At 60.7% G+C, this 20,953-nt stretch carries 23 protein-coding genes; 13 read left to right on the forward strand and 10 right to left on the reverse strand.

Annotated elements, in window-relative coordinates; all coding sequences use genetic code 11:
- Window positions 1-2 precede the first annotated feature (2 nt).
- Both ACNA0J_RS00425 and ACNA0J_RS00430 read left to right on the forward strand, forming a co-directional pair.
- A complete protein-coding gene (locus ACNA0J_RS00425; protein WP_415815304.1) occupies window positions 3-227 on the forward strand; it encodes a DUF2970 domain-containing protein in 225 nt (74 codons plus the stop codon).
- 10 nt (window positions 228-237) lie between these two features.
- Window positions 238-1,113 carry a cytochrome c oxidase subunit 3 gene (locus ACNA0J_RS00430; RefSeq protein ID WP_415815306.1) on the forward strand — a complete coding sequence of 292 codons (876 nt, stop codon included), beginning with the start codon at window positions 238-240 and terminating at the stop codon, window positions 1,111-1,113.
- A 120-nt stretch (window positions 1,114-1,233) separates the two neighbouring features.
- On the opposite strand, the gene ACNA0J_RS00435 is transcribed toward ACNA0J_RS00430, so the two are convergent.
- A complete protein-coding gene (locus ACNA0J_RS00435; protein WP_094819629.1) occupies window positions 1,234-1,434 on the reverse strand; it encodes a twin transmembrane helix small protein in 201 nt (66 codons plus the stop codon).
- A gap of 34 nt (window positions 1,435-1,468) precedes the next feature.
- Here ACNA0J_RS00435 and ACNA0J_RS00440 point away from each other — a divergent pair, with 34 nt between their 5' ends.
- From ACNA0J_RS00440 to ACNA0J_RS00460, 5 genes are read left to right on the forward strand one after another with little or no spacing between them, the layout of a single operon-like run.
- Window positions 1,469-2,284 (forward strand): SURF1 family protein, encoded by an 816-nt coding sequence (locus ACNA0J_RS00440; protein ID WP_415815308.1) that lies wholly within the window; start codon window positions 1,469-1,471, stop codon window positions 2,282-2,284.
- A gap of 39 nt (window positions 2,285-2,323) precedes the next feature.
- A complete protein-coding gene (locus ACNA0J_RS00445) occupies window positions 2,324-3,043 on the forward strand; it encodes an SCO family protein (protein WP_415815310.1) in 720 nt (239 codons plus the stop codon).
- Window positions 3,044-3,057: 14 nt separating this feature from the next.
- A complete protein-coding gene (locus ACNA0J_RS00450) occupies window positions 3,058-4,068 on the forward strand; it encodes a COX15/CtaA family protein (RefSeq protein ID WP_415816469.1) in 1,011 nt (336 codons plus the stop codon).
- A 29-nt stretch (window positions 4,069-4,097) separates the two neighbouring features.
- Window positions 4,098-4,991 carry a heme o synthase gene (gene cyoE, locus ACNA0J_RS00455; RefSeq protein WP_415815312.1) on the forward strand — a complete coding sequence of 298 codons (894 nt, stop codon included), beginning with the start codon at window positions 4,098-4,100 and terminating at the stop codon, window positions 4,989-4,991.
- An 18-nt stretch (window positions 4,992-5,009) separates the two neighbouring features.
- Complete coding sequence (locus ACNA0J_RS00460; protein WP_415815314.1) at window positions 5,010-5,615, forward strand: SCO family protein; 606 nt, start codon at window positions 5,010-5,012, stop codon at window positions 5,613-5,615.
- A gap of 9 nt (window positions 5,616-5,624) precedes the next feature.
- Here ACNA0J_RS00460 and ACNA0J_RS00465 read toward each other — a convergent pair whose 3' ends face one another.
- The 5 genes from ACNA0J_RS00465 to ACNA0J_RS00485 all read right to left on the reverse strand — a co-directional run bounded on the left by ACNA0J_RS00465 (window position 5,625) and on the right by ACNA0J_RS00485 (window position 10,372).
- Complete coding sequence (locus ACNA0J_RS00465; protein ID WP_415815317.1) at window positions 5,625-6,623, reverse strand: tripartite tricarboxylate transporter substrate binding protein; 999 nt, start codon at window positions 6,621-6,623, stop codon at window positions 5,625-5,627.
- Between the two features lie 39 nt (window positions 6,624-6,662).
- Complete coding sequence (locus tag ACNA0J_RS00470) at window positions 6,663-7,682, reverse strand: hydroxyacid dehydrogenase (protein ID WP_415815319.1); 1,020 nt, start codon at window positions 7,680-7,682, stop codon at window positions 6,663-6,665.
- 142 nt (window positions 7,683-7,824) lie between these two features.
- A complete protein-coding gene (locus ACNA0J_RS00475; protein ID WP_415815321.1) occupies window positions 7,825-8,724 on the reverse strand; it encodes a LysR family transcriptional regulator in 900 nt (299 codons plus the stop codon).
- 102 nt (window positions 8,725-8,826) lie between these two features.
- Entirely contained in the window at window positions 8,827-9,048 is a 222-nt protein-coding gene (locus ACNA0J_RS00480; protein ID WP_415815323.1) for a DUF3717 domain-containing protein, read from the reverse strand.
- An 88-nt stretch (window positions 9,049-9,136) separates the two neighbouring features.
- The gene (locus tag ACNA0J_RS00485) at window positions 9,137-10,372 is read right to left on the reverse strand and encodes an RNA-guided endonuclease TnpB family protein (RefSeq protein ID WP_415815325.1); all 1,236 of its coding nucleotides are present in this window, start codon (window positions 10,370-10,372) and stop codon (window positions 9,137-9,139) included.
- A gap of 137 nt (window positions 10,373-10,509) precedes the next feature.
- On the opposite strand from ACNA0J_RS00485, the gene ACNA0J_RS00490 reads away from it, so the two are divergent.
- From ACNA0J_RS00490 to ACNA0J_RS00510, 5 genes are all read left to right on the forward strand, one after another.
- Entirely contained in the window at window positions 10,510-11,271 is a 762-nt protein-coding gene (locus ACNA0J_RS00490; RefSeq protein WP_415815327.1) for a glycine zipper 2TM domain-containing protein, read from the forward strand.
- A gap of 21 nt (window positions 11,272-11,292) precedes the next feature.
- Window positions 11,293-12,060, forward strand: a complete 768-nt coding sequence (locus ACNA0J_RS00495; RefSeq protein ID WP_415815329.1) for a PhaM family polyhydroxyalkanoate granule multifunctional regulatory protein — start codon at window positions 11,293-11,295, stop codon at window positions 12,058-12,060.
- Between the two features lie 64 nt (window positions 12,061-12,124).
- Window positions 12,125-13,498, forward strand: a complete 1,374-nt coding sequence (glmU, locus tag ACNA0J_RS00500; RefSeq protein ID WP_415815331.1) for a bifunctional UDP-N-acetylglucosamine diphosphorylase/glucosamine-1-phosphate N-acetyltransferase GlmU — start codon at window positions 12,125-12,127, stop codon at window positions 13,496-13,498.
- Window positions 13,495-14,898, forward strand: coding sequence for an MFS transporter (locus ACNA0J_RS00505; RefSeq protein WP_415815333.1), 1,404 nt, complete (start codon window positions 13,495-13,497; stop codon window positions 14,896-14,898). The genes glmU and ACNA0J_RS00505 overlap by 4 nt, the downstream gene beginning before the upstream one ends.
- A 69-nt stretch (window positions 14,899-14,967) precedes the next feature.
- Complete coding sequence (locus ACNA0J_RS00510; RefSeq protein WP_415815335.1) at window positions 14,968-16,035, forward strand: glycosyltransferase family 4 protein; 1,068 nt, start codon at window positions 14,968-14,970, stop codon at window positions 16,033-16,035.
- Between the two features lie 6 nt (window positions 16,036-16,041).
- Here the strand turns inward: ACNA0J_RS00510 and ACNA0J_RS00515 are convergent, their stop codons facing one another.
- Entirely contained in the window at window positions 16,042-16,533 is a 492-nt protein-coding gene (locus ACNA0J_RS00515; RefSeq protein WP_415815337.1) for an Lrp/AsnC family transcriptional regulator, read from the reverse strand.
- 149 nt (window positions 16,534-16,682) lie between these two features.
- Here ACNA0J_RS00515 and glmS point away from each other — a divergent pair, with 149 nt between their 5' ends.
- Window positions 16,683-18,515, forward strand: a complete 1,833-nt coding sequence (gene glmS / locus ACNA0J_RS00520) for a glutamine--fructose-6-phosphate transaminase (isomerizing) (protein ID WP_415815339.1) — start codon at window positions 16,683-16,685, stop codon at window positions 18,513-18,515.
- A gap of 116 nt (window positions 18,516-18,631) precedes the next feature.
- Here the strand turns inward: glmS and ACNA0J_RS00525 are convergent, their stop codons facing one another.
- From ACNA0J_RS00525 to ACNA0J_RS00535, 3 genes are read right to left on the reverse strand one after another with little or no spacing between them, the layout of a single operon-like run.
- Window positions 18,632-19,141, reverse strand: a complete 510-nt coding sequence (locus tag ACNA0J_RS00525) for a RidA family protein (protein WP_415815341.1) — start codon at window positions 19,139-19,141, stop codon at window positions 18,632-18,634.
- Window positions 19,108-19,989 carry a PhzF family phenazine biosynthesis protein gene (locus tag ACNA0J_RS00530; protein WP_415815343.1) on the reverse strand — a complete coding sequence of 294 codons (882 nt, stop codon included), beginning with the start codon at window positions 19,987-19,989 and terminating at the stop codon, window positions 19,108-19,110. Before ACNA0J_RS00530 ends, ACNA0J_RS00525 begins: the two co-directional genes overlap by 34 nt.
- Complete coding sequence (locus ACNA0J_RS00535; protein ID WP_415815345.1) at window positions 19,982-20,947, reverse strand: tripartite tricarboxylate transporter substrate-binding protein; 966 nt, start codon at window positions 20,945-20,947, stop codon at window positions 19,982-19,984. Before ACNA0J_RS00535 ends, ACNA0J_RS00530 begins: the two co-directional genes overlap by 8 nt.
- Window positions 20,948-20,953: the final 6 nt, after the last annotated feature.

Raw genomic sequence — 20,953 nt, forward strand, 5'->3', positions numbered from 1 at the left:
CCATGACACACGACATCCGGGATGCCTCGCGACGCAAGCTGAATTTCCTGCAGACGCTGAAAGCGGTGTTGTGGGGCATGTTCGGTGTGCGGCGCGGGGCAGGCTACCAAGAGGATGCGGGCAAACTGAATCCCGTGCATCTGATTGTGGCCGGGCTGTTGGCAGGCGTGATTTTTGTATTGGTGCTAGTCGCTATCGTGCGATGGGCCGTGGCTAGTTTGAGCTAAGGAGAAGACCATGAGTGCAAGCCACTCGGTTCAAGGAAAAGAGGCACCGTACTACTACGTACCGGCGGATTCTGCTCATCCCGTGCGCAGCGCTGTGGCTTTGCTGGCAACGGGGATAGGCGCGGCTGCCTGGGTCAACGATGTCAGTTGGGGAAAGTGGCTGGTCCTGGCCGGGCTGCTTAGTCTGATAGTCGTGTTGTATTTCTGGTTCGGCGACGCGATACACGAGTCCGAGACGGGAATGAACAGCAAGCGCATCGACCTGTCGTATCGCTGGGGCATGAGCTGGTTCATCTTTTCCGAGGTCATGTTCTTTGCAGGTTTTTTCGGCGCGCTTTGGTACGTGCGCACGATCACGACGCCCTGGCTGGGGGATCTGGATCACAAGCTGATGCTATGGCCGGATTTCCAGGCGGCATGGCCGAATTTCGGGCCGGCAGGCGTCGTCGAGCATTTCCAGACCGTCGGCCCGTTCTGGCTGCCCACCATCAACACCGCTCTGCTGCTGTCCTCGGGCGTGACACTGACGATTGCGCACCATGCGTTGCGTGAAAACCATCGCGGCAAAACCATGTTCTGGTTGTTTGCCACCGTGGTGTTGGGCTTTGTGTTTGTGGCCTGCCAGGCCTATGAATACCATCACGCCATCACCGAGCTGAATCTGAAATTCAACTCAGGCGTGTATGGATCGCTGTTCTACATGTTGACCGGGTTCCACGGCTTTCACGTCATCATGGGCGCGACCATGCTGACGGTGATCCTGATTCGCTTGATGCGCGGCCACTTTACGGCCGATCATCATTTCGGTTTCGAGGGGGCGGCCTGGTATTGGCACTTTGTGGACGTGGTCTGGCTCGGCCTGTACTTGTTCGTGTATTGGTTCTGAACGATCTGAGCGACCGCGAATGCCCCCGTCAGGGGGCATTCGCACACCAGCGATTGTGATTTGCTACGAGGGATAGCACCATTCAATGGCCGTACTGCGGCTCGCCAGCCACGGTGGTGCTCATCGATAGCCGGTGCTTTCGATCCAGCCCATATGATGGGCGAACAAGACAAACAGAAACAGGGCGACCGATAGCCCGATACGTACGGTCAGTGCGTTGACGGTCCGATTGGTCGTGCCCTTGTCCTTCATCAAATAAATCAGCGCAGAGGCGAGACTGGCCAAAATACCGATGAATGCCAAGACGACAAATATGCGCATTTTGGCCTCCGGGTAAAACGGAATTATTGCAGACATGGCTCATTCAGTTCGGCGTATCTTCGCGGCTTTGGTATTACTGGGTGCGGCCGTGGCAGTGTTGGCGTCACTTGGCGCTTGGCAACTGCGCCGTGCCGACGAACGGCGAGCTATTGCCGTCAGTATCGAGGCTGGGCGGGCACAGCCGCCATTGGTATTGACCCCCGAGACGCGACCCGACGCGTTGACGGCGTGGCGGCCGGCCCAGGCCACCGGGCAATGGCTGAATCAATACAGCGTCTTGCTGGATAACCGCAATCAGGACGGCAAGCCTGGCTATTGGCTGGCCACGCCGCTATTGCTGGACGCAGCGAGTCATCGGGCGGTACTGGTCCTGCGAGGCTGGTTGCCGCGCTCGCTGTCCGCACCCTCGTCTTCATCTGCGTCGCCCATGTCTCCGGCGCCGCAATTACCCGACACGCCGGCCGGTGTGCAGTCCGTCATCGGCGAATTGTCTGTGCGCGTGCCTCGTTTGTTCGAACTCTGGTCATTGGGAGGCGCGTCGCAGGGACAATTGCCCGGCACACTGCCTGCCGCAGACGGCCGTGTGCCTCAAGTCCAGAATCTGGAGTTGCCCGCCTACGCCCAAGCCACCGGCCTGAGCCTATTGCCGGCCGTGCTGATGCAAACGCGTGGCGCGGATACACTGGTGCGCGATTGGCCCCAACCCTCGGTCGATTACAACCAGAACCGGGGTTATGCCTTGCAGTGGTTCTCGTTCGCTGCGATTGCGGCGGTTGCCTGGTTGGTACTGGCGTGGCGTGCCTTGCGCCGTCGGCGGGGACGCCAATTCGATGATTCCCAGAACCCTTGAGTGTGTCGCCGGTCTGATCATTCACTCTTGCACAGGAAAATGCGCGTGGCCCAAGTAACCCCTACTGCTCCTGCAAAAAAACGCTCGCTGATACCGCTGGTACTGGTATTCCTGTGCACGCTGGCCCCGATCCTGGCGGCCTTTGTCATGTATAACAACCCGCAATGGTGGCCGGACGACTCCAGTAATTACGGTACCTTGCTCGAGCCGCAGCGTCCCATACCGAGCGCGAGTGAGCTGCAATTGACTACACTGGAGGGCAAGCCTTTCGATCTGCAAAGCCTGAAAGGCAAATGGTTGCTGCTCAGCGTCGATGAGGCGGCTTGCCCGGAGTCCTGCGCCCGCAAGCTCTTCATCACCCGTAATTCGCACGCCAGCCAGGGCAAAAACGTCGATCGTCTGGCGCGTGTCTGGTTCATCACCGACGACGGCGAAGTCCCCGCCAAAGTGCTGGAGGCCTACCGAGGCACCATCATGGTCCGGGCACGGCCCGAGCAGTTGGCGCGTTTCCTGGCGGCACGTGAGGCGGGGGCGACAGCTGCCCCTGCAACTGGCCATCCGTCTGATTCACCTGTTTCCTCGTTATCGAATTCCTCGTCATCCGGTCAATCCGCTTTATCCGCCCCTTCGGACTTATTGGGGCCCATCTGGGTCGTTGATCCACTGGGCAACCTCATGCTGCAGTTCCCCCCAGAGGCCGACGGCGTCAAAGTGCGCAAAGACATCAGCAAACTGATCTATAGCTCGCGCATAGGCTAATGGCCGGTCTTACTATGCAACACATCAAACAACGTTATCGCAAGCTGGTTTTCTTCACTTGGTTTCTGACGCTCGATCTGATCATGTTCGGCGCGTTTGTGCGCTTGACCGATTCCGGGCTCGGCTGCCCGGATTGGCCCGGTTGCTATGGCAAGGTGACACCTTTGGGCGCCATGGGCGACATTCATCAGGCCACGCAGTCCATGCCCTATGGGCCGGTCACGCTTTCCAAAGCCTGGATCGAGATGATCCACCGCTATGTCGGTGCATTTCTGGGCATGTTGATCATTGCGATCGTGTTCATGGCTTGGCGTTATCGCCGGGAACTGGGGCGTTCTCCGGTGTTGGCGATTGTGACGCTGGTCGCGGTGTGCGTGCAGGGCGCCTTTGGCGCCTGGACGGTGACGCACAAGCTCATGCCCGCTGTGGTGACCTCGCATCTGGTGCTGGGTCTGTCGCTGCTGGCGCTGATGACCTGGCTGTCGGCCCGTGAGCGCCCGCATGCGCCGCTGCCGGCCGCTGCCATCCGATGGCGTCCCTGGCTGATCGTGGGCATTGCGCTGTTGGCCGTGCAAGTCGCCTTAGGCGGTTGGGTCAGTACGAACTACGCCGCGTTGGCATGTCTGGATTTTCCGACCTGCCATGGGCAATGGCTGCCGGATATGGACTTTCACGGTGGCTTTTCCGTCATCCGGGGGCTGGGCGAATTGCCCTCTGGCGAGATGATTTCCCAGCATGCCCTGACCGCGATCCATTGGGTACACCGCAATTTTGCGTTTGTGGTGTTGATTTACCTGGGGATATTGGCGTGGCGCCTGCGCGCAGAGGCGGGCCTGCGGGGGCCAGCCACCCTGGCCTTGGTCCTGCTGGCGGCGCAGTTGTGTACCGGCTTGACCACGATTTTCTTCCAGTGGCCTTTGCTGATCGCGGTGTTACATAATGGCGGGGCTGCCGGGCTGACCTTGGCCTGCGTGGTCATGTTGGTGCGTCTTTCCAACGCCGGGCGCCCAGCTCCGACCGCCTGATGGCCGCCAGCGTTTAAAATAGCCCCATTATGTCCAGTCTTGCCGCTCCTCAATCCGGCCTGCTACGCCAGTATCTCGTGCTGACCAAACCGCGCGTGACACAACTGGCGGTGTTCTGTGCCGTCATTGGTATGTTCCTGGCCGTGCCAGGCGTACCTGATCTCAACCATGTCGTTTTTGGCACGCTCGGTATTTGGCTCCTGGCCGCCGCCGCCTTTGCCATCAACTGCCTGATCGAACAAGAAGTCGACGCGCGCATGTTGCGTACGGCTCGCCGCGCCACGGCGCAGGGTACGATTTCGTCCGCCCAGGTCATCACCCTGTCGGGCCTGCTCGGCGGGATAGGCATGTTGGTGCTGTATCACTTGGTCAACCCGCTGACGATGTGGCTGACGTTTGCCACATTTGTGGGTTACGCGATCATCTACACCATCATTCTCAAGCCACGCACCCCGCAGAATATCGTCATCGGCGGGTTGTCGGGCGCGATGCCGCCTGCCCTGGGCTGGGCGGCGGTCGCGAATTCCGTGCCCGCCGAGGCATGGGTCCTGGTGTTGATCATTTTCATCTGGACGCCGCCGCATTTCTGGGCGCTGGCCCTGTATCGCAGACACGATTACGTCAAATCGGGCTTGCCCATGCTGCCGGTCACCCATGGGCAGAAATACACGCAGTTGCAGATTCTGCTGTATAGCATCGTGTTGCTGGCCTCGACCACACTGCCCTATATCATCCGCATGAGCGGATTATTCTATTTGGCGTCGGCGCTCGTGTTGGGCGCCATGTTTGTTGCCTACGCCTGGCGGCTTTATCGTGAATACAGCGACGAGCTGGCGCGCCGGCTGTTCCGCTTTTCCATCCTGTATCTGTCGCTGTTGTTCGCCGCGTTGTTGGTGGACCACTGGGCCGGCATATTGCTCTGACCTGGGAGATCCCGTTTCATGTCCGTGTTTTCCACCCATCGCCGTGCCGTGCTGCGTGGCGCAGCCGCTCTTGTGCTGACCAGTGTCCTGGCCGCCTGCAGTGATCCTGCACCGAAATTCAAGGGCAATGACATCTCCGGTACGCAATTGGGTAAAGCGCTGGCACTGAATGACCATAACGGCCAGGCGCGCACGTTGCAGGACTTCGCCGGGAAAGTCGTCGTGGCATTTTTCGGCTTTACGCAATGCCCCGACGTCTGCCCCACGGCCTTGGCAGAGCTGTCGCAGGTCATGCAGAAACTGGGGCCCGATGCTGACCGCGTCCAGGTATTGCTGATCAGTGTTGATCCCGAGCGCGATACGCCCGAGATCCTCAAACAATACGTCACGACGTTCGACCCGAGTTTCCTGGGATTGACAGGCACGCCCGACCAGGTCAAAGCCACGGCCGCCTCGTTCAAGGCCTATTACGCCAAGGTCCCGACCGAGGGCGGCAAGAACTACACCATGGATCACACCGCCGCGTTTTACCTGTTTGACGGTAAAGGCGAGTCTCGCGTGCTGGCCAACAGCACCATCGGCGTTGACGCGATGGTGCACGACATCAAGCTATTGCTCGATTGATCGGTCGGCCTACTTGTCGATCCAGGGCGACTCCTGCCAGAGCTTGCGAAAATTGGCTTCGCCCGCCTCCAGTTCTTTGGCGTAATCTGCCGGGGCCAAATAGCGCAGCGGGGCAAACATATCGCGTGCCTTGGCTTGAAACTCCGGATCTTGCATGGTCTTGTCCAAGGCATTGACCAGCTTGTCGCGCACGTCCGCCGGCAGACCCTTGGGCGCGGCCAGGCCGCGTAATGAGGCCAGCTCGATATCGAAACCCTGTTCCTTAAAGGTGGGGACGTCGGGCAGCGCTGACGAACGCGTCGAGCCCATTTGCCCCAGGAAATGCAGCGGTGTACCGCCCTTCTTGTATTGCAGGACTTCGCCAACGTTGATGGCGCCGATCATGATTTCGCCGCCTGCCACCGCGCCGCGTACTTCGCCTGCGCCTTTATAGGGGACATGAGTCAGCTTGGCACCCGACGCGCGCGCGAATTGCAGCATCGCCAAATGATCGTCGGAGCCAGTGCCGGTCGTGCCGACGGTGGCCTCACCGGGCTTTTGCTTGGCATAGGCAGTGAGATCTGCCAAGGTTTTTACTGAATTGGTCTCGAGCACCGCGAAAGCCCCGGGATCGTCGACGACGTTGCCAATGAGATCAAAGCTTTTCCAGGTAAAGGTCGTCTCGCGTTCGATGGGGATCGTCAGCAGATTCGGGGTATTGATGAAACCGATGGTGTAGCCGTCCGGTTGGGCCCGAGCGAGTTCTGCAAAGCCGATGGCGCCGCCCGCACCGGGCCGGTTCAGCACCACAATACGGCTGTCGCTACCCAAGTACTTCTGCAGAAACGGCGCCATCATGCGGGCTACCAAATCCGTGCCCCCGCCAGGGCCATAAGACACGATGAAATTAATAGGGTGTGACGGATAGCCGGCGGCCTGCGCTGCGCCTGCCAGGCCGGTCAGCGTGCCAAGGCAGGCTGCACTAGCTGCCAAACGAATGAAACGGCGTCGCAAATTCAGAGTTTGCATAGGGTTGTCTCCTGGTGATGGCGGATATCCCGCTCGTTTTCAGAATGGATGCTGGCCAAGGCGCTCTAGAAATCGTGGCCAGACATCGGGGTTTAACAGGCGTGGCGGCCGCTCTCCGCGCAGCATCATGACGAGTTGCTCGGCGGCCCCTCGTGCGACGTTGCGCCGTGCTTCGTGAGTCACACCCGCCGTATGAAAGCTGCCTACGACGTTGTCATGCAGCAGCAGCGGGGCGTCGTTGCCCGGCGGTTCCTGATCCCACACATCCAGGCCGGCACCCGCCAAGTGGCCACTGGACAGGGCTGCATTGAGCGCGGCCTCGTCATGAATGCCGCCACGGGCCGTAGTGATAAATACCGATCCGGGCTTCATGGCGGCAAATTGGGCTGTGCTGAACATCCCGCGTGTCTGGGCATTGAGCGGGCAATGCAGCGACACGACATCTGCATTGGCCAACAGTGTGTCCAGATCCATCGGTTCCGCTCCGCGTTCGCGGATCGCCGTCTCATCCAGCAACGGGTCATAGGCGCAGACACGCATGCCAAAGCCCTGTGCGATCCGAACGACCCGGCGGCCAATTTCGCCGACACCGATCAGGCCGATGCAGGTGCCCCGTATTTCATGACCCATCAGCGATTCACGGCTAAAGCCCGTCGCTGTGCGCAATTGCTGGTGAGACAGCACGATGCGCCGCTGCACGGCCAGCAACAAGGCAAACGTGTGTTCGGCAACCGAATCTGCATTCATGCCAGCCTGGTTCACGACCGCTACACCCGCCTCGGTGCAGGCGGCCACGTCGATGGTGTCGTAGCCGGCTCCCGAGGAAGAGACACACAGCAGGTTCGGACAATCGCGCAGTAACTCGCGTGAGACAAACCATTCCCGGGGGAGCTCATCCTTGGCGGCGGAGGCCAGATAGGCATGAGCCTGCTGCAGCTGGGATAGCGTGTGATCATTGTTGCCGCGGGCCGGCAATACCGATAGCTTGGCCGATTGCGCGATCAGGTCATCAAAAATCGGATTGACCCACAGGTCCAACCGGCAAACAAGAGGCATCATTCTCAACCGTCCTTTAACATGCAGACGACTGTACGAAACTCTTGTTGTGAAATAAAGCGAATATTTTTCCAAAAAATAAAACGCTTTTAGGAAACAAATATAGGAAAAGTGCGCATCGAAGGCCCACTCTCACGCAACCGACTCAAATCATGCAACTGGGGGCATGAAAATCGATGGTCTCCACAGCCAGCTTGCGCATGCTCTCCAGCATGGGCCGGGTATCGTCGCGCCGCCATTCAAAGCAGTACTGCAGTGGCGTGAGGGGCGGAAACTCCGCGAGCGGCACCATTTCGCCACGTTGACAGAGCAACTGCGCCCAGGCGCTTGGCAAAAAGCCTACGCCCAATCCCTGGCGGATGATGCCCGCCACTGCCCCCCAGCTGTTGCACGACAGCGTACGCCCGGGGGCGAGCCGGTTTTGGGTCAACCATTCGTCCAGGATGCGGATGACGCCGGAGTTTTGCGGCAGCGTCACCAGCGTCAGCTCTGACAGTTGTGCAGGCAGCGCCGGGCCGCGCCGGCCGAGCGCGCGCGGGGTGCCCACCCAGGAGAATTCCACTTGCCCAATCGTGCTGGACGCAATGGCAGGCCGGGACGACGGGCCGCCGATGATCGCGAAATCGAGCTCTCCTTCCTCCAGTTTGTCTTCCACCAGATGGCCGACATCGGCAAAGGGTTCGACCCGTAGATCGGGGTGATCGCGCTGAATGGCCTCGATAAACTGCGGCATCCATGTCCATGAAGTCAATTCCCCCACCCCGAAACAGCAGCGCCCCGAGTAGTTCAGATGCGTACCGGCTTGCTGCATGAACAGGTCTGCCCCGCGCAGCAACTCCTTCGCATGAGGTAGCAGGTGATCGCCCAACGGCGTCAGCGTGGCGGTGCGTGCGCTGCGATTAAAGAGCTGAGCACCCAGCGACGTCTCCAGTTCTCCGATGCGTTTGGAGAGCGACGAGACGGAAATATTCAAACGATTGGCGGCAATGGCGAAGTTCTTGCAGATTGCAGCCCAGTAGAAAGCTTCCAGTTGTTTGAGGGTCATATCTCGCGTGACGACGATCGGAAAAAAGCGAAATCAAATATATCAATAAATTCGCTTTTTTGAGATAAATCGTCGCGGATGCTGTGCCGGGCAAGTGCCCTTTCACCCATGTGCCGCGCGCCACGCCTGATATGCGGCCAGCGCCGACGGCGTCAAGTCGGCCGGTGAGATCTCGCGCTGATGTCCCATGATCATCAACGCGTAGGGCGTCGCCAAGGCAGCCGCCTCGGCACATAGACGCGCCTCCTCGCCTTGCGAGGGTAGCCGGTTGCGCCAATAATTAATGGCTTGCTCGAGATCGGGCAATGAAATGGGCGTGTTCATGCTGGTATTGTCCCAGAACGACGCGTGACAAGTCCGTCACCGTTTGCAAAGCGTCACGATAGCAACACGCCGATACGGCGGCCAGATGCTATATAACGGGTCGTGTTGTCGATGGAGGCACCTTTTGACTGCTCCCTTCCCTAAAGGAAAGGGATTCCCACTTCACCGAACCGAGCCGTTGTACATCATCACTCATGCACTCAGGTCTTACCGTTTCTCCATGGGCTAACACCGCCAGCCCGGCGGCTAATACGTTATGCGCCGCGTTGATGTCACGGTCGTGGTCTGCGTTGCATCCCGGACAGGACCAATGCCGCACGCTCAACGGCAGCTTAGGTGAAACATACCCACAGCTGTGGCAGCGCCTACTCGATGGGTACCAGCGGTCCACCCGCACGAACTCACGCCCATACCAACGGGCCTTGTATTCCAGCTGCCTCACAAACTCCGACCACCCGGCATCACCGATAGATTTGGAAAGACAGCGGTTTTTCTGCATGTTGGACACAGACAAGCTTTCTACGGCAATCACTTGGTTCTCGTGGATCAACCGGGTGGAAAGCTGGTGCAGGAAATCCCTGCGGATGTCTGCGATCTTTGCATGCAGCTTGGCGACTTTCAGCTTCGCCTTGGCGCGGCGAGCCGATCCTTTTTGTTTCCTGGCCAAGCGGCGCTGTAGCTTAGCTAACTTAACTTCATGCTTGCGAAAGATCTGTGGCGCATCGACTTTTTCTCCTGTTGAGAGCACAGCAAAATGAGACAGTCCCAGATCTATCCCGACACAGCTCGACGTAGGCGTTTTCTGCGCCACAACGTCGTCGCACAGCAGACTGACAAAGTATCGGTCCGCTGCGTCTTTGCTGACCGTGACGGTAGTGACCTTGGCGGCTTTGGGAATTTGACGGGACCAACGAATGGGCAACGCCTCGGTCATCTTCGCCAGTTTGAGCGAACGGCCATCCCATCGAAAGGCACTGGCGGTGTACTCCGCCGATTGTGTGCCATCCTTGCGTTTGAAACGGGGATATCCCGTTTGTTTGGTAAAGAAACCGACAAACGCCGTTTGCAGATGGCGCAGTGCCTGCTGCAACGGAACACAGCTGACCTCGTTCAACCACGCGTAGTCCGGCATCTTTTTCAGTGCTGTCAGCGCGGCAGAGGTAGCGTGATACCCCAGGCGCTCTTGTCGCTCAGCCCAGGCGGTCGAACGCAAACTAAGCATGTGGTTGTAGACCACACGTACGCAACCGAACGTACGAGCCAGCGTGCTCGCTTGCTCGGGCGTCGGATAGAACCGGAATCGGTAGGCACGTTTGGTTTGCATGCCCGAAATACTATCTACATCAAACCAGATAACTGGATATTTATCCAGCCACCAGCACGAATCAGACCAATCTTGCAGCCTCACGGCCGCGCCCCTTACCTTACCGGCATGAATGCCGAGGTTTCTCGGAGCAATGGATGAATACGCAAGTTCCTACGCCGGGCGAAACGCCGCGCCGCCGGTTGCACCCTTTAGTGGCGACTGCAGCAGTGTCGGTCATTGTGCTTTCCACGGTCGCAGTGGCTTCGTTGCTTGGCTGGATTCCCACGCCGTGGGCCGAGTCCACTGGCCAGCCTCCTGTGCACGAAGCAAAGGTCCAAGCCGAGGCCGAGGCTCAGGCGCAACAAGCAGCGGCTGAGCCCGGTTCTGTGCCGGATGCAGAGACCGAAGCGGCCTACGCTTCACCTGCCGCCCAGTCTAGTGCTTCCGCGCAAGGCCGTGCCGAGGCACAATCGTCTGCCCCCGCGCCGGCCAAGTCTGCCAGCGCGTCCAAATCGTCTTCCTCTCAGGCCTCTGCTGCCAGTAAATCGTCCGCCTCCTCGGCGACTTGCGCGAACTGCGGTGTGGTCGAGACCATACGGACCGTCCAGGTTCCCAAGAAAAATGAGGGCTATAACGTGGTGGGCACCGTCGCCGGCGGCGTCGTCGGAGGGGTAGTAGGCCATCAGTTCGGTGGGGGCAGCGGCAAAGACGCTCTGACCGTGCTGGGCGCCGTAGGGGGCGCTTTGGCAGGTCATGAAATCGAGCGTAATATCAGACAGCAACAGACCGTGACACACTACGAGCTGACGGTGCGCATGGATAATGGCAGCAAGCGTACGTTTCGCAGCTCGCAGCCGTTTGCCTATGCGTCCGGCGATCACGTTCGCGTCGAAAACGACCAACTGCTGCCACGCTAAGCATTGCCTTCTGGAGACTGCATGTCCACGTCCAATACCAATCCCTTTGTTTTGCCTGGTTTAGGGCAGGACAGCGACCTTTCGGGTAACCCGTTGCTGGCCAGCATGGAGATGATGCGCAAGGCATGGGCGGGGCTCGCGGGCCCGGGGGGCTTGGCCCAGTCGTTGCCTATCGCTCCTCCGATGAATCTCGAGGAGCTCGAACGCCGCATTGCCGAACTGCGTACCGTCGAAAGCTGGCTGCGCATGAATCTGTCGATGTTGAGCAGCGCCATCCAAGGCATGGAGGTTCAGCGTTCCACCATCGCAACGTTGCGCTCCTTTATGACCGGCGCCGCCGGAAACGGGCCATCGCCCCTGGAGGTCGTGCTGGGGCTTAAACCTGCTCAGGGGGCGGCCAAGCCTGCGTCGGCATCGACGGGGGCATCTTCCCGTTCCGAAACCCGCTCATCATCAACGGCCGAGGCGTCAGCTTCGTCTGGCGATGAGGCATCGGCGCCATCCGCTGGTGTCGGCACCGCCAGCATGGCAGATCAAATGAGCCAGGCGTCGCAAGCGTGGTGGAATCTGCTGCAGCAGCAATTCAACCAAATCGCGACAGCCACGGCCTCCAGCATGCCCGATCCCGCCGCCATGCAAGCCGCAGCCGACGCCGCTGCTAAAACGGCGACCGGGGCTCCTCCTGCACAGGCGAACGCTGCACCAGCCGCTGCGTCGGCTGCGGCTCCTCGCAAGCGTGCACCGCGCAAAGCCGCGGCCAAACGTGCGCCCGCCGCACCGAAGTCATAACCTTTCTATTCAATCGTGCGGCGAGCGAGTTGCTTGTCGCCCCAAAGCTGTTTTCTGAATTCCTATGCTAAACGTCGTTATTCTCGCCGCCGGACTGGGTAAACGCATGCAGTCCGATCTGCCCAAAGTCTTGCACCCTCTCGCGGGCAAACCCATGCTCGAGCACGTGCTCGATAGCGCCAGCCAACTGAATCCCGGCCGCATTACGATCGTGGTCGGTCATGGCGCTGATCGTGTCCGTGGCGCATTCGACGGCCGCGCAGACCTCAGCTTTGCCTTGCAGCAGCCGCAACAAGGCACAGGCCATGCCGTTCAGCAGGCAGTTCCATTCCTGCAAGAAGACGGCAAAGACGATGTGACGCTGGTGCTATACGGCGATGTGCCGCTGGTGCAGCCCGACACACTGCGCCGTTTGCTCGACGCGCGCGGTGAGGGTGCTGCCGTGTTGACCGAAATTCTGGACGATGCGACCGGTTATGGCCGTATCGTCCGCAACGACCAGGGCCAAGTCACGCGCATCGTCGAACACAAAGATGCGAACGAGACTGAGCGCGCCATTCGCGAGGTCAATACCGGCATTCTGGTTGCCCCCACGGCCAAGCTCAAGGACTGGCTCAGCCGCATCGACAACAACAATGCTCAGGGCGAGTACTACCTGACCGACGTGGTCGGCCTGGCTGTCGCCGATGGCGTGCCGGTAGGCGCCGCCCAGCCTGCTGCAGGCTGGGAAACACTGGGGGTAAACAGCCGCGTGCAGCAAGCCGAGTTGGAGCGCCGCTACCAACAAGAACAAGCCCGCCGTCTGCTCGAGGCTGGCGTGACGCTGGCTGATCCCGCACGTTTCGATGTGCGCGGTTCTCTGACGTGCGGACGCGACGTGGTCATCGACGTGGGCTGCGTATTCGAGGGCAAGGTCGAATTGGCCGACGGCGTGCGTGTCGGCCCGCATTGCGTCTTGCGCGACGTTTCGGTGGGTGCCGGCACGCAGATCGAGGCATTCAGCCATATCCAGCAGGCCGTTGTCGGCAGCGACGCACGTGTGGGCCCTTATGCTCGCTTGCGTCCTGGCGCGCAGTTGGGTGACCGCACACACGTAGGCAACTTCGTAGAAGTCAAAAACAGTGTGCTGGACGTGGACAGCAAAGCCAACCATTTGGCGTATATCGGCGACGCCGATGTTGGTGCACGCGTCAACGTTGGCGCGGGCGTCATCACCTGCAACTACGACGGCGCCAACAAGTTCCGCACGACCATCGAGGACGATGCGTTCATCGGTTCGGATAGCCAACTGGTCGCGCCGGTACGTGTTGGCCGTGGCGCCACGCTGGGCGCTGGCACCACATTAACCACCGACGCACCGGCTGGGAAACTGACCATCTCGCCGCGCGCGCGCCCGAGCACGATCGAGGGCTGGCAGCGCCCCCAGAAAAAGTCGTGAGCGCCGCAGCACCGGAGGAGCCGGAACCCCGCGAGGAGCCTCGTCCTCGTTCTGCGTTGCCTGATGGCTTGCCGACACCGAGGCGATATTGGGCGGCAGCTACCGTCCTGACGGGCATCAGCCTGTCGGTGCTGGATACCTCCATCGCCAATGTGGCGCTGCCTACCATTTCTGTCGACCTGAATGCGCAGCCCTCGCAGGCGGTATGGGTCGTCAACGCCTACAACCTGGCGGTGGTGATGCTGTTGCTGCCGTTGTCCGCCTTGTCCGAGCGCATTGGTTTTCGGCGCATGTTTTCGATCGGGTTGGCCTTGTTCACCGTGGCGTCATTCTGCGGCGCGATCTCGACCTCGTTGTGGCAATTGACCGCGGCGCGCGTCGTGCAGGGTATTGGCGCTGCTTCGCTGATGTGCATGTTCGGCGGGCTGGTGCGCAATATCTATCCGCTGCACATGCTCGGTCGTGGTATCAGCATCAATGCTACCGCCGTCGCCGTCATGTCTGTCCTGGGGCCCACGATAGGTTCGGTGATACTTGAGGTCGCCCATTGGCGCTGGATCTTTGCCATCAATCTTCCTATCTGCATCGGCGTCATGTTTGGTCTGCGCCATCTGCCCGAGGTTCCCCGCAGCAACATCCGTCTCGATTGGCGCAGTGCCCTGCTCTGCATGTTGACACTCGGCGTCTTTATTTCCGGTGTCGACACGCTGGGCCACAGCGCCTGGCGTGGCGTGTTGCTCATCGCGGTAGCGATTGTGGCGGGCTGCATATTGGTGCGCCGTGTGAGTCATCAACCTGCGCCCCTGGTCCCCGTCGATCTGTTGCGGATTCGATCGGTTGCCTATGCGGTAGCGGCGTCGGTATGTACTTTCGCGGCCCAGATGGCCTCGTTTGTGTCACTGCCGTTTTATTTTCAACAGATCCTGGGCCGGCCTTATCTAGAGGTCGGCATGTTGATGGGGGCATGGCCAGTAGGTACCGCCATCGTGGCGCCCTTGGCAGGCCGCATGTCCGATCGTTATTCCGCCGCCATGCTCAGTGGCGTTGGGGCGGCGGCCATGGTGTTGGGATTGGCCACCTTGGCATTCTTGCCGCTCACTGCGAGCAATACCTGGATCATGGTCGCGATGTTCATCACGGGTATGGGGTTCGGCTTTTTTCAAACCCCCAATAATCGTGCCATGCTGTCCTCGGCCCCGCGCCAACGCAGCGGTGCCGCGGGTGGTATGCAGGCCACGACACGCGTGTTTGGCCAGAGTTTCGGCACGGCGCTGGTCGCTATCGCCTTTGGCATGGGCGGGGCTCACGGACCGTCTGTCGCCTTGATATTGGCAACCCTGTGTGCGGCACTGGCAATAGGCGTCAACACAGTGCGAGCCAACAAGCTTCGGACAGATTGAAACGCAGGAGTATCCTCGGCGCATCGTCCTCCTATAATGCGCCGATATAGGCTTCCTTAGACGCGGCGCATGAAAATCCTGCAACTCAATTTTGAAAAAGGCTGGCGCGGCGGCGAACGTCAAACGCTCTATTGCATGCGCGCCTTTCGCGCGGCGGGACATGACGTAGAGGTGCTGTGCCGTGCGGGCGCGCCGCTGCAGGCGCGCGCCACCGAAGACGGCTTCGTCGCACATGGCGTACGCAACGTGTTTGCGCAACTCGCCTATTTGGCGCGCGCCGGCCAGCGCTACGACATCATCCACGCGCAAACGGCCAACACGGTGACCTGGGCGGTGCTGACCAAGGCCTTGCATCGTCGTCCCGTCGTGTTTTCCCGTCGCACCTCGTTCGAGGTCAAACCCAACGAAGAATGGAAAACCGGCGCCAAGTGGCGGCGTGTCGATTGTTTTGTCGCCATCAGTGAGATGGCCGCCTCCGAGCCGCGCCGTCTCGGTTTGCACCCCGTCATCATTCGCAGTGCTGTCGAGCCGCACACAATCGATACCGGCAACGTCGGGCGCTTGGTCGCCGAGCTGGGTCTGCACGGTAAAAAGGTCTTGGCAACCTCAGCCGCGCTCATTCACGACAAAGATCCCATCACGCTGATCCGTGCGGTCGGCGAGCTTGCCCGCACGCGCAACGACTTTGTTTTTGTGCACTTTGGCGCGGGAGGCGATCGCGAGGCACAGGCCCGGGCAGAGGTCCAGGCCCTCGGCCTACAAGACGTCTACCTGTTTGCCGGTTTTCGCAAAGGCATCGAAGACTACTACAGCATCTTTGACGTTTTTGTCATGAGTTCCCTCGAAGAGGCCCTGGGCAGCAGTGTGCTCGACGCCTTTCTGCAGCGCGTGCCTGTAGTCTCAACCGACGCCGGTGGCCTGAAAGAAAGCCTCGCAGAGGGCCGTGGTGTGTTGTGCGCGGTGGGAGATGTGCAAGGCATGGCGCAAGGCATGGCCCGTTGCCTGGATGATGCGGCCTTTCGCGCCGACTGCACCCAACGCGCTTACGATTACGTGCGCACCGAGCACGACGTCACCGAGATGGGACGGCGCTACCTCGCGCAGTTCGACAAGCTGCTGGCCTCACATCGAGCCTGATCGATGCTATGCATCGGGCACTTCGACTCGTGTTTCGAACTTTGCCCGATGCATTGAGAAAAACGTGCGTACGTTGCGCACATTCGCCTGTGCCGTGAACGCCCGATGCACTAGCGCATGATAGGCGGGCATATCGCGTACCTGCACAATCACGACAAAATCCGGACCCGTCGATACCCGATAGCATTGCTGTACGGCCGGTTCGTCCATCAGACTGCGTTCAAACACATCCAGACTTTCGGCCGCCTGCACATCCAGCGTGATCTCCACAATCGCCGTCAAACTGCTGCCCAGCTTCTCCGGTGCCAGGATTGCCACCTGACGTGCGATCACTCCCGATTCCACCAATCTCCGCACTCGACGCAGGCAGGTCGGTGGCGACGCATGCACTCGCGCCGCCAATTCCTGGTTCGTCAGCGCGCTGTCCTGCTGCAGCTGATTCAGGATGCGGCGATCCAAATCATCCAGTTCTAGAGGGATTGAGCCGTTGTCTTGCATTTTTATTTCATAAAATCCGATCAAACGAAAATATATTTAATCACGTTTATGTAAGAAAATAAGATTTCATATGTAATCAAATAAGGAAATCAAATTTCATTCCATCCGGCGCACAATGCCCCATACCCAAATTATTGGAGGTCCACCTTATGTGCGGCATCGTTGGCGCCGTCGCTCAGCGCGACATCACCCCTATCCTGGTCGAGGGCCTGAAGCGGCTCGAATACCGTGGCTACGATTCGTGCGGCGTCGCGCTGTACATGGACGGTCATCTGCGCCGTACGCGCAGCACGCAGCGCGTCGCCGAGCTGGGTGACCAAATCGCTCAGGACAAACTGTCCGGTTTCACCGGCATTGCGCACACCCGTTGGGCCACTCACGGCGTCCCCGCCACGCACAACGCCCACCCGCACTTTTCCCATCTCGGCAACGATGAGCCGCGCATCGCGCTCGTACACAACGGCATCATCGAAAACCACGACGAGCTGCGCGCCGAGCTGCAAGCCGCCGGTTATGTTTTCGAAAGCCAGACCGACACCGAGGTCATCGCTCACCTGGTCAATCACCTGTACAACGGCGATCTGTTCGACACCGTGCAACAAGCCGTCCGCCGCCTGCACGGCGCCTACGCGATCGCCGTGTTCTGCCGTGATGAGCCGCACCGCGTGGTCGGCGCACGCCAAGGCTCGCCCTTGGTCGTCGGCGTAGGCCAGAACGAAAATTTCCTGGCCTCCGATGCCTTGGCCCTGGCCGGCACCACCGATCAGATCATCTATCTGGAAGACGGCGACGTCGTCGACCTGCAGCTGTCGCGCGTCTGGATCACCGACAGCGAAGGCAAGCCCGTAGAACGCAAGGTCCACACCGTGCAGGTGCACACTGGTGCTGCCGAGCTCGGCCCCTATCGCCACTACATGCAAAAGGAAATCTTCGAGCAGCCGCGCGCGGTAGGCGATACCTTGCAGGACATCGAGACCATCACGCCTGAGCTATTCGGCGACGAGGCGTACAAGGTCTTCAAAGACATCGATTCGCTGCTCATTCTGGCGTGCGGCACCAGCTACTACGCCGGCTTGACCGCCAAATACTGGATCGAATCCGTCGCAAAGATTCCCGTCGCCGTCGAGATCGCCAGCGAATACCGTTATCGCGACAGCGTGCCCAACCCGCGTTCGCTGGTCGTCACCATCTCACAATCCGGTGAGACCGCCGACACGCTGGCCGCGTTGAAACACGCGCGTTCGCTGGGCATGGAGCACACGCTGACCATCTGCAACGTGGCTACCAGCGCGATGGTGCGTGAATGCAAGCTGTCATACATCACGCGCGCAGGTGTCGAGATCGGCGTGGCCTCGACCAAGGCCTTCACCACGCAATTGACCGCCTTGTTCCTGTTGACGCTGGCCTTGGCCCAAGTGCGCGGCACGCTGAATGCCGAACAAGAAGCCGAGCATTTAAAAGCCCTGCGTCACTTGCCCGTCGCGATTGGTTCAGTGCTCGCGCTCGAGCCTCAGATCATGGCCTGGGCCGATCGCTTTGCGACCAAGGAAAACGCCTTGTTCCTGGGCCGCGGCATGCATTACCCCATCGCTTTGGAAGGCGCGCTGAAGCTGAAAGAAATCAGCTACATCCACGCCGAGGCCTATCCTGCTGGTGAGCTCAAGCACGGCCCGTTGGCATTGGTCACCGAACACATGCCTGTCGTGACCATCGCCCCGCGCGATGCTTTGCTGGAAAAGCTGAAATCCAACATGCAAGAAGTCCGCGCACGAGGCGGTGAGCTGTATGTATTCGCCGATGCCGACAGCCGTATTGCCAACGCCGAAGGCATGCACGTGATCCGTATGCCGGAACACTATGGTGTGTTGTCGCCGATCCTGCATACGATCCCGCTGCAGTTGCTGTCGTATCACACGGCATGCGCGCGTGGGACGGATGTGGATAAACCGCGCAACTTGGCGAAGAGTGTGACGGTGGAGTAACCGCTTATCGGCACTTGCCACGCTGATCGTTATCCCTTGCTCTTCGAAAGTGAGGGCGCCCGTGGGCCGTTCTCAAGCGGGAAAATCACCTTGGGCCACTGCCGGATTGCGCGGGCTCATCCGACTATCAGGGCGGTGATCTCCACTTCGGCCCAGGCGCTGCCGGGCAGGCTAATCACGCCCATCGCGCTGCGCGCCGGGCGTGGCATGTCGGGAAAGGCGGTCCCGAGCACCTGCGAGGCGCCGTCCAGCACCGCGCTGTGTTCCTCGAAGTCTGCCCCGCTGCGCAGATAGCCGCGCAACTGCAGGATGGCGCGCACTCGGCCGAGGTCGCCGCCGCAGGCTTGCCGCAAAGCGGCCAGGCCGCTTAACGCCGCCTGCGCGCATGCGGCTCTGGCCGGCTCGAGGTCCTGTCCTGGCCGGCATACCCCCACGATCGGCACGCCGTCCAAGCGGCTCGCCTGGCCGCTGACGCAGGCTAGCCTAGCCTCGTCCAAAGGCGCCAGGTGGTAGGGTGCGTAGCTGCCGCGCGGGCGCGGCGGCGCCGGTAAGTGCCAGCCCGCGGTGGCCAGCCGTAACTCGATGACGCCGGTCACGTCATCCATTGCGTGTCTCCACTCAGCCAACAGCCCGCGCCATGGCCGCGCGGGCGCAACTGGATTGCCGACGGCGAACCCATAGCCATGCCCTGCCGCACCGTATAGACCTGGCCGGCGGGAATGGCGCGGGTCTTGTCCAAATAGCCCCACAACGCCGCTGCCGCAATGCCGGTGGCTGCGTCCTCGGGATAACCAGACGCTTTGGGGAACTGCCGTGCGCTGGCACCGTCCGTGGACAGTGCGTAGGGATACAGGCCGGTCGAGCCGATGGCTTCGCATAGGCCGTGCATGGCGTTGAAATCGGGGGCCAGGGCGTCCAGCACGGCCGCGTGGGGCAGCCTCACCAGGGTTTTGACGCGGCTGGTGTTGGCGTTGATCATGTGTAGGCCGGGTAGCCCGGGATCGATGCGTAGCACCGCCGCGATGGAGCGGCATTGCTCCGGCGTCAGCGCGGACGTGGCCACGGCGGGTTGCGAGACCCAGGCGCGGCCGCGGGCCTCATCCCATTCGACGTCCACGCTACCGCTTAGGGTCTGGACCCGCGTGGCGGGCGTGCACCAATGTCCCCATTGCCGCAGCGCCCAGAGTGTCCCAACGGTAGCGTGGCCGCACATCTCCATCTCGTGGCCGGGCACGAAGAAGCGCAGCCGGCACAGGTGGTCATCGTGATCGGCCGGCATCACGAAGGACGATTCATGACCGTGGTGCGCCGCCAGGGCCTGCATGTCGCCAGCCGTCATGCCGAGCGCGTTCAGCACCAGGGGCACGGGGTTGCCGCCTTGCGTGGTCTGGGTAGGATCGACGAAGACGCGCAGCAGGGCTGCGGTGCCGGCAGCAGGCTCGGCGGGCGGGCGCGGGGAATGAAGGTCAGTCAAACTGGACTCCGAGGGTGGTGATGAGATCGCCCCAGAAGGCGAGGTCGTGGGAGACGGTGTGCGCCAGTGCGTCGGCCGTGTCCAGCCGAACGTCGACTCCTTTGGCTGCGAGATCCTCCGCGATGGCCGGATCGCGCAACACCGTGTTCAGGGCAAGATTCATCTTCTGCACGATAGTCGGCGGCGTGCCTTTCGGGAACGCCAGGCCGTACCAAAGCGATTGCGTGTAGGCCGGCAAACCCTGCGCGGCGAAGGTCGGTACGTTCGGCAGGATGGGGGTAGCGCTGGTAGTGGCTACGGCGACCAGCTTGCCGCTCTGCACGAAAGGTGCCAAGCCCACGGGATTGTCGAACATGATGTCCACCTGGCCGCCGATCAGATCGGTATAGGCGGGAGCCGCGCCGCGGTAGGGCACGTGCGTCAGATCCAGATGTTGGTCTTTTTTAAACATCTCGCCCAACAGGTGCGACACGGTGCCGGCGCCCACCGAAGCGTAAGTGACGCTGCGGCCCTTCAGTACCGCGATTAGCGTGGGCAGGGTGGTGGCATTCAGGGCCGGCTGTGCCGCAAGCACATAGGGCGAGGTGCCGATGAAGCCGATATAGTCGAAATCCTGGCCCGGCTTGTACGGCAGGTTCTTGTACAGGCTGGCGCTGAGTGCGACAGTGCTGGTGGTGACGGCGACCGCAGTGTAGCCGTCAGGTTTGGCGCGCGCGGCCTGACTTGTGCCCACCGTGCCGCCGGCGCCGCCCGCATTCTGTATGATGACGGTCTGCTGCAATTGGCGCGTCAACGCTGGCTGCAGAGTGCGCACTACCAGGTCGGTGCCACCACCGGCCGGGAACGGCACGATCAGCGTGATTGGTTTATCAGGCCAGACGGACTCGGCTGCCGCGCTAGCAGGCGGCAGAGCCAGGGTGGCGGCGGATAGCAAAGCGAGTGGCAACGCGCGGATCATTAATAT

The organism is Bordetella tumbae, from assembly GCF_965139195.1.
In the GTDB taxonomy this organism is placed as follows: Bacteria; Pseudomonadota; Gammaproteobacteria; order Burkholderiales; family Burkholderiaceae_B; genus Bordetella_A; species Bordetella_A tumbae.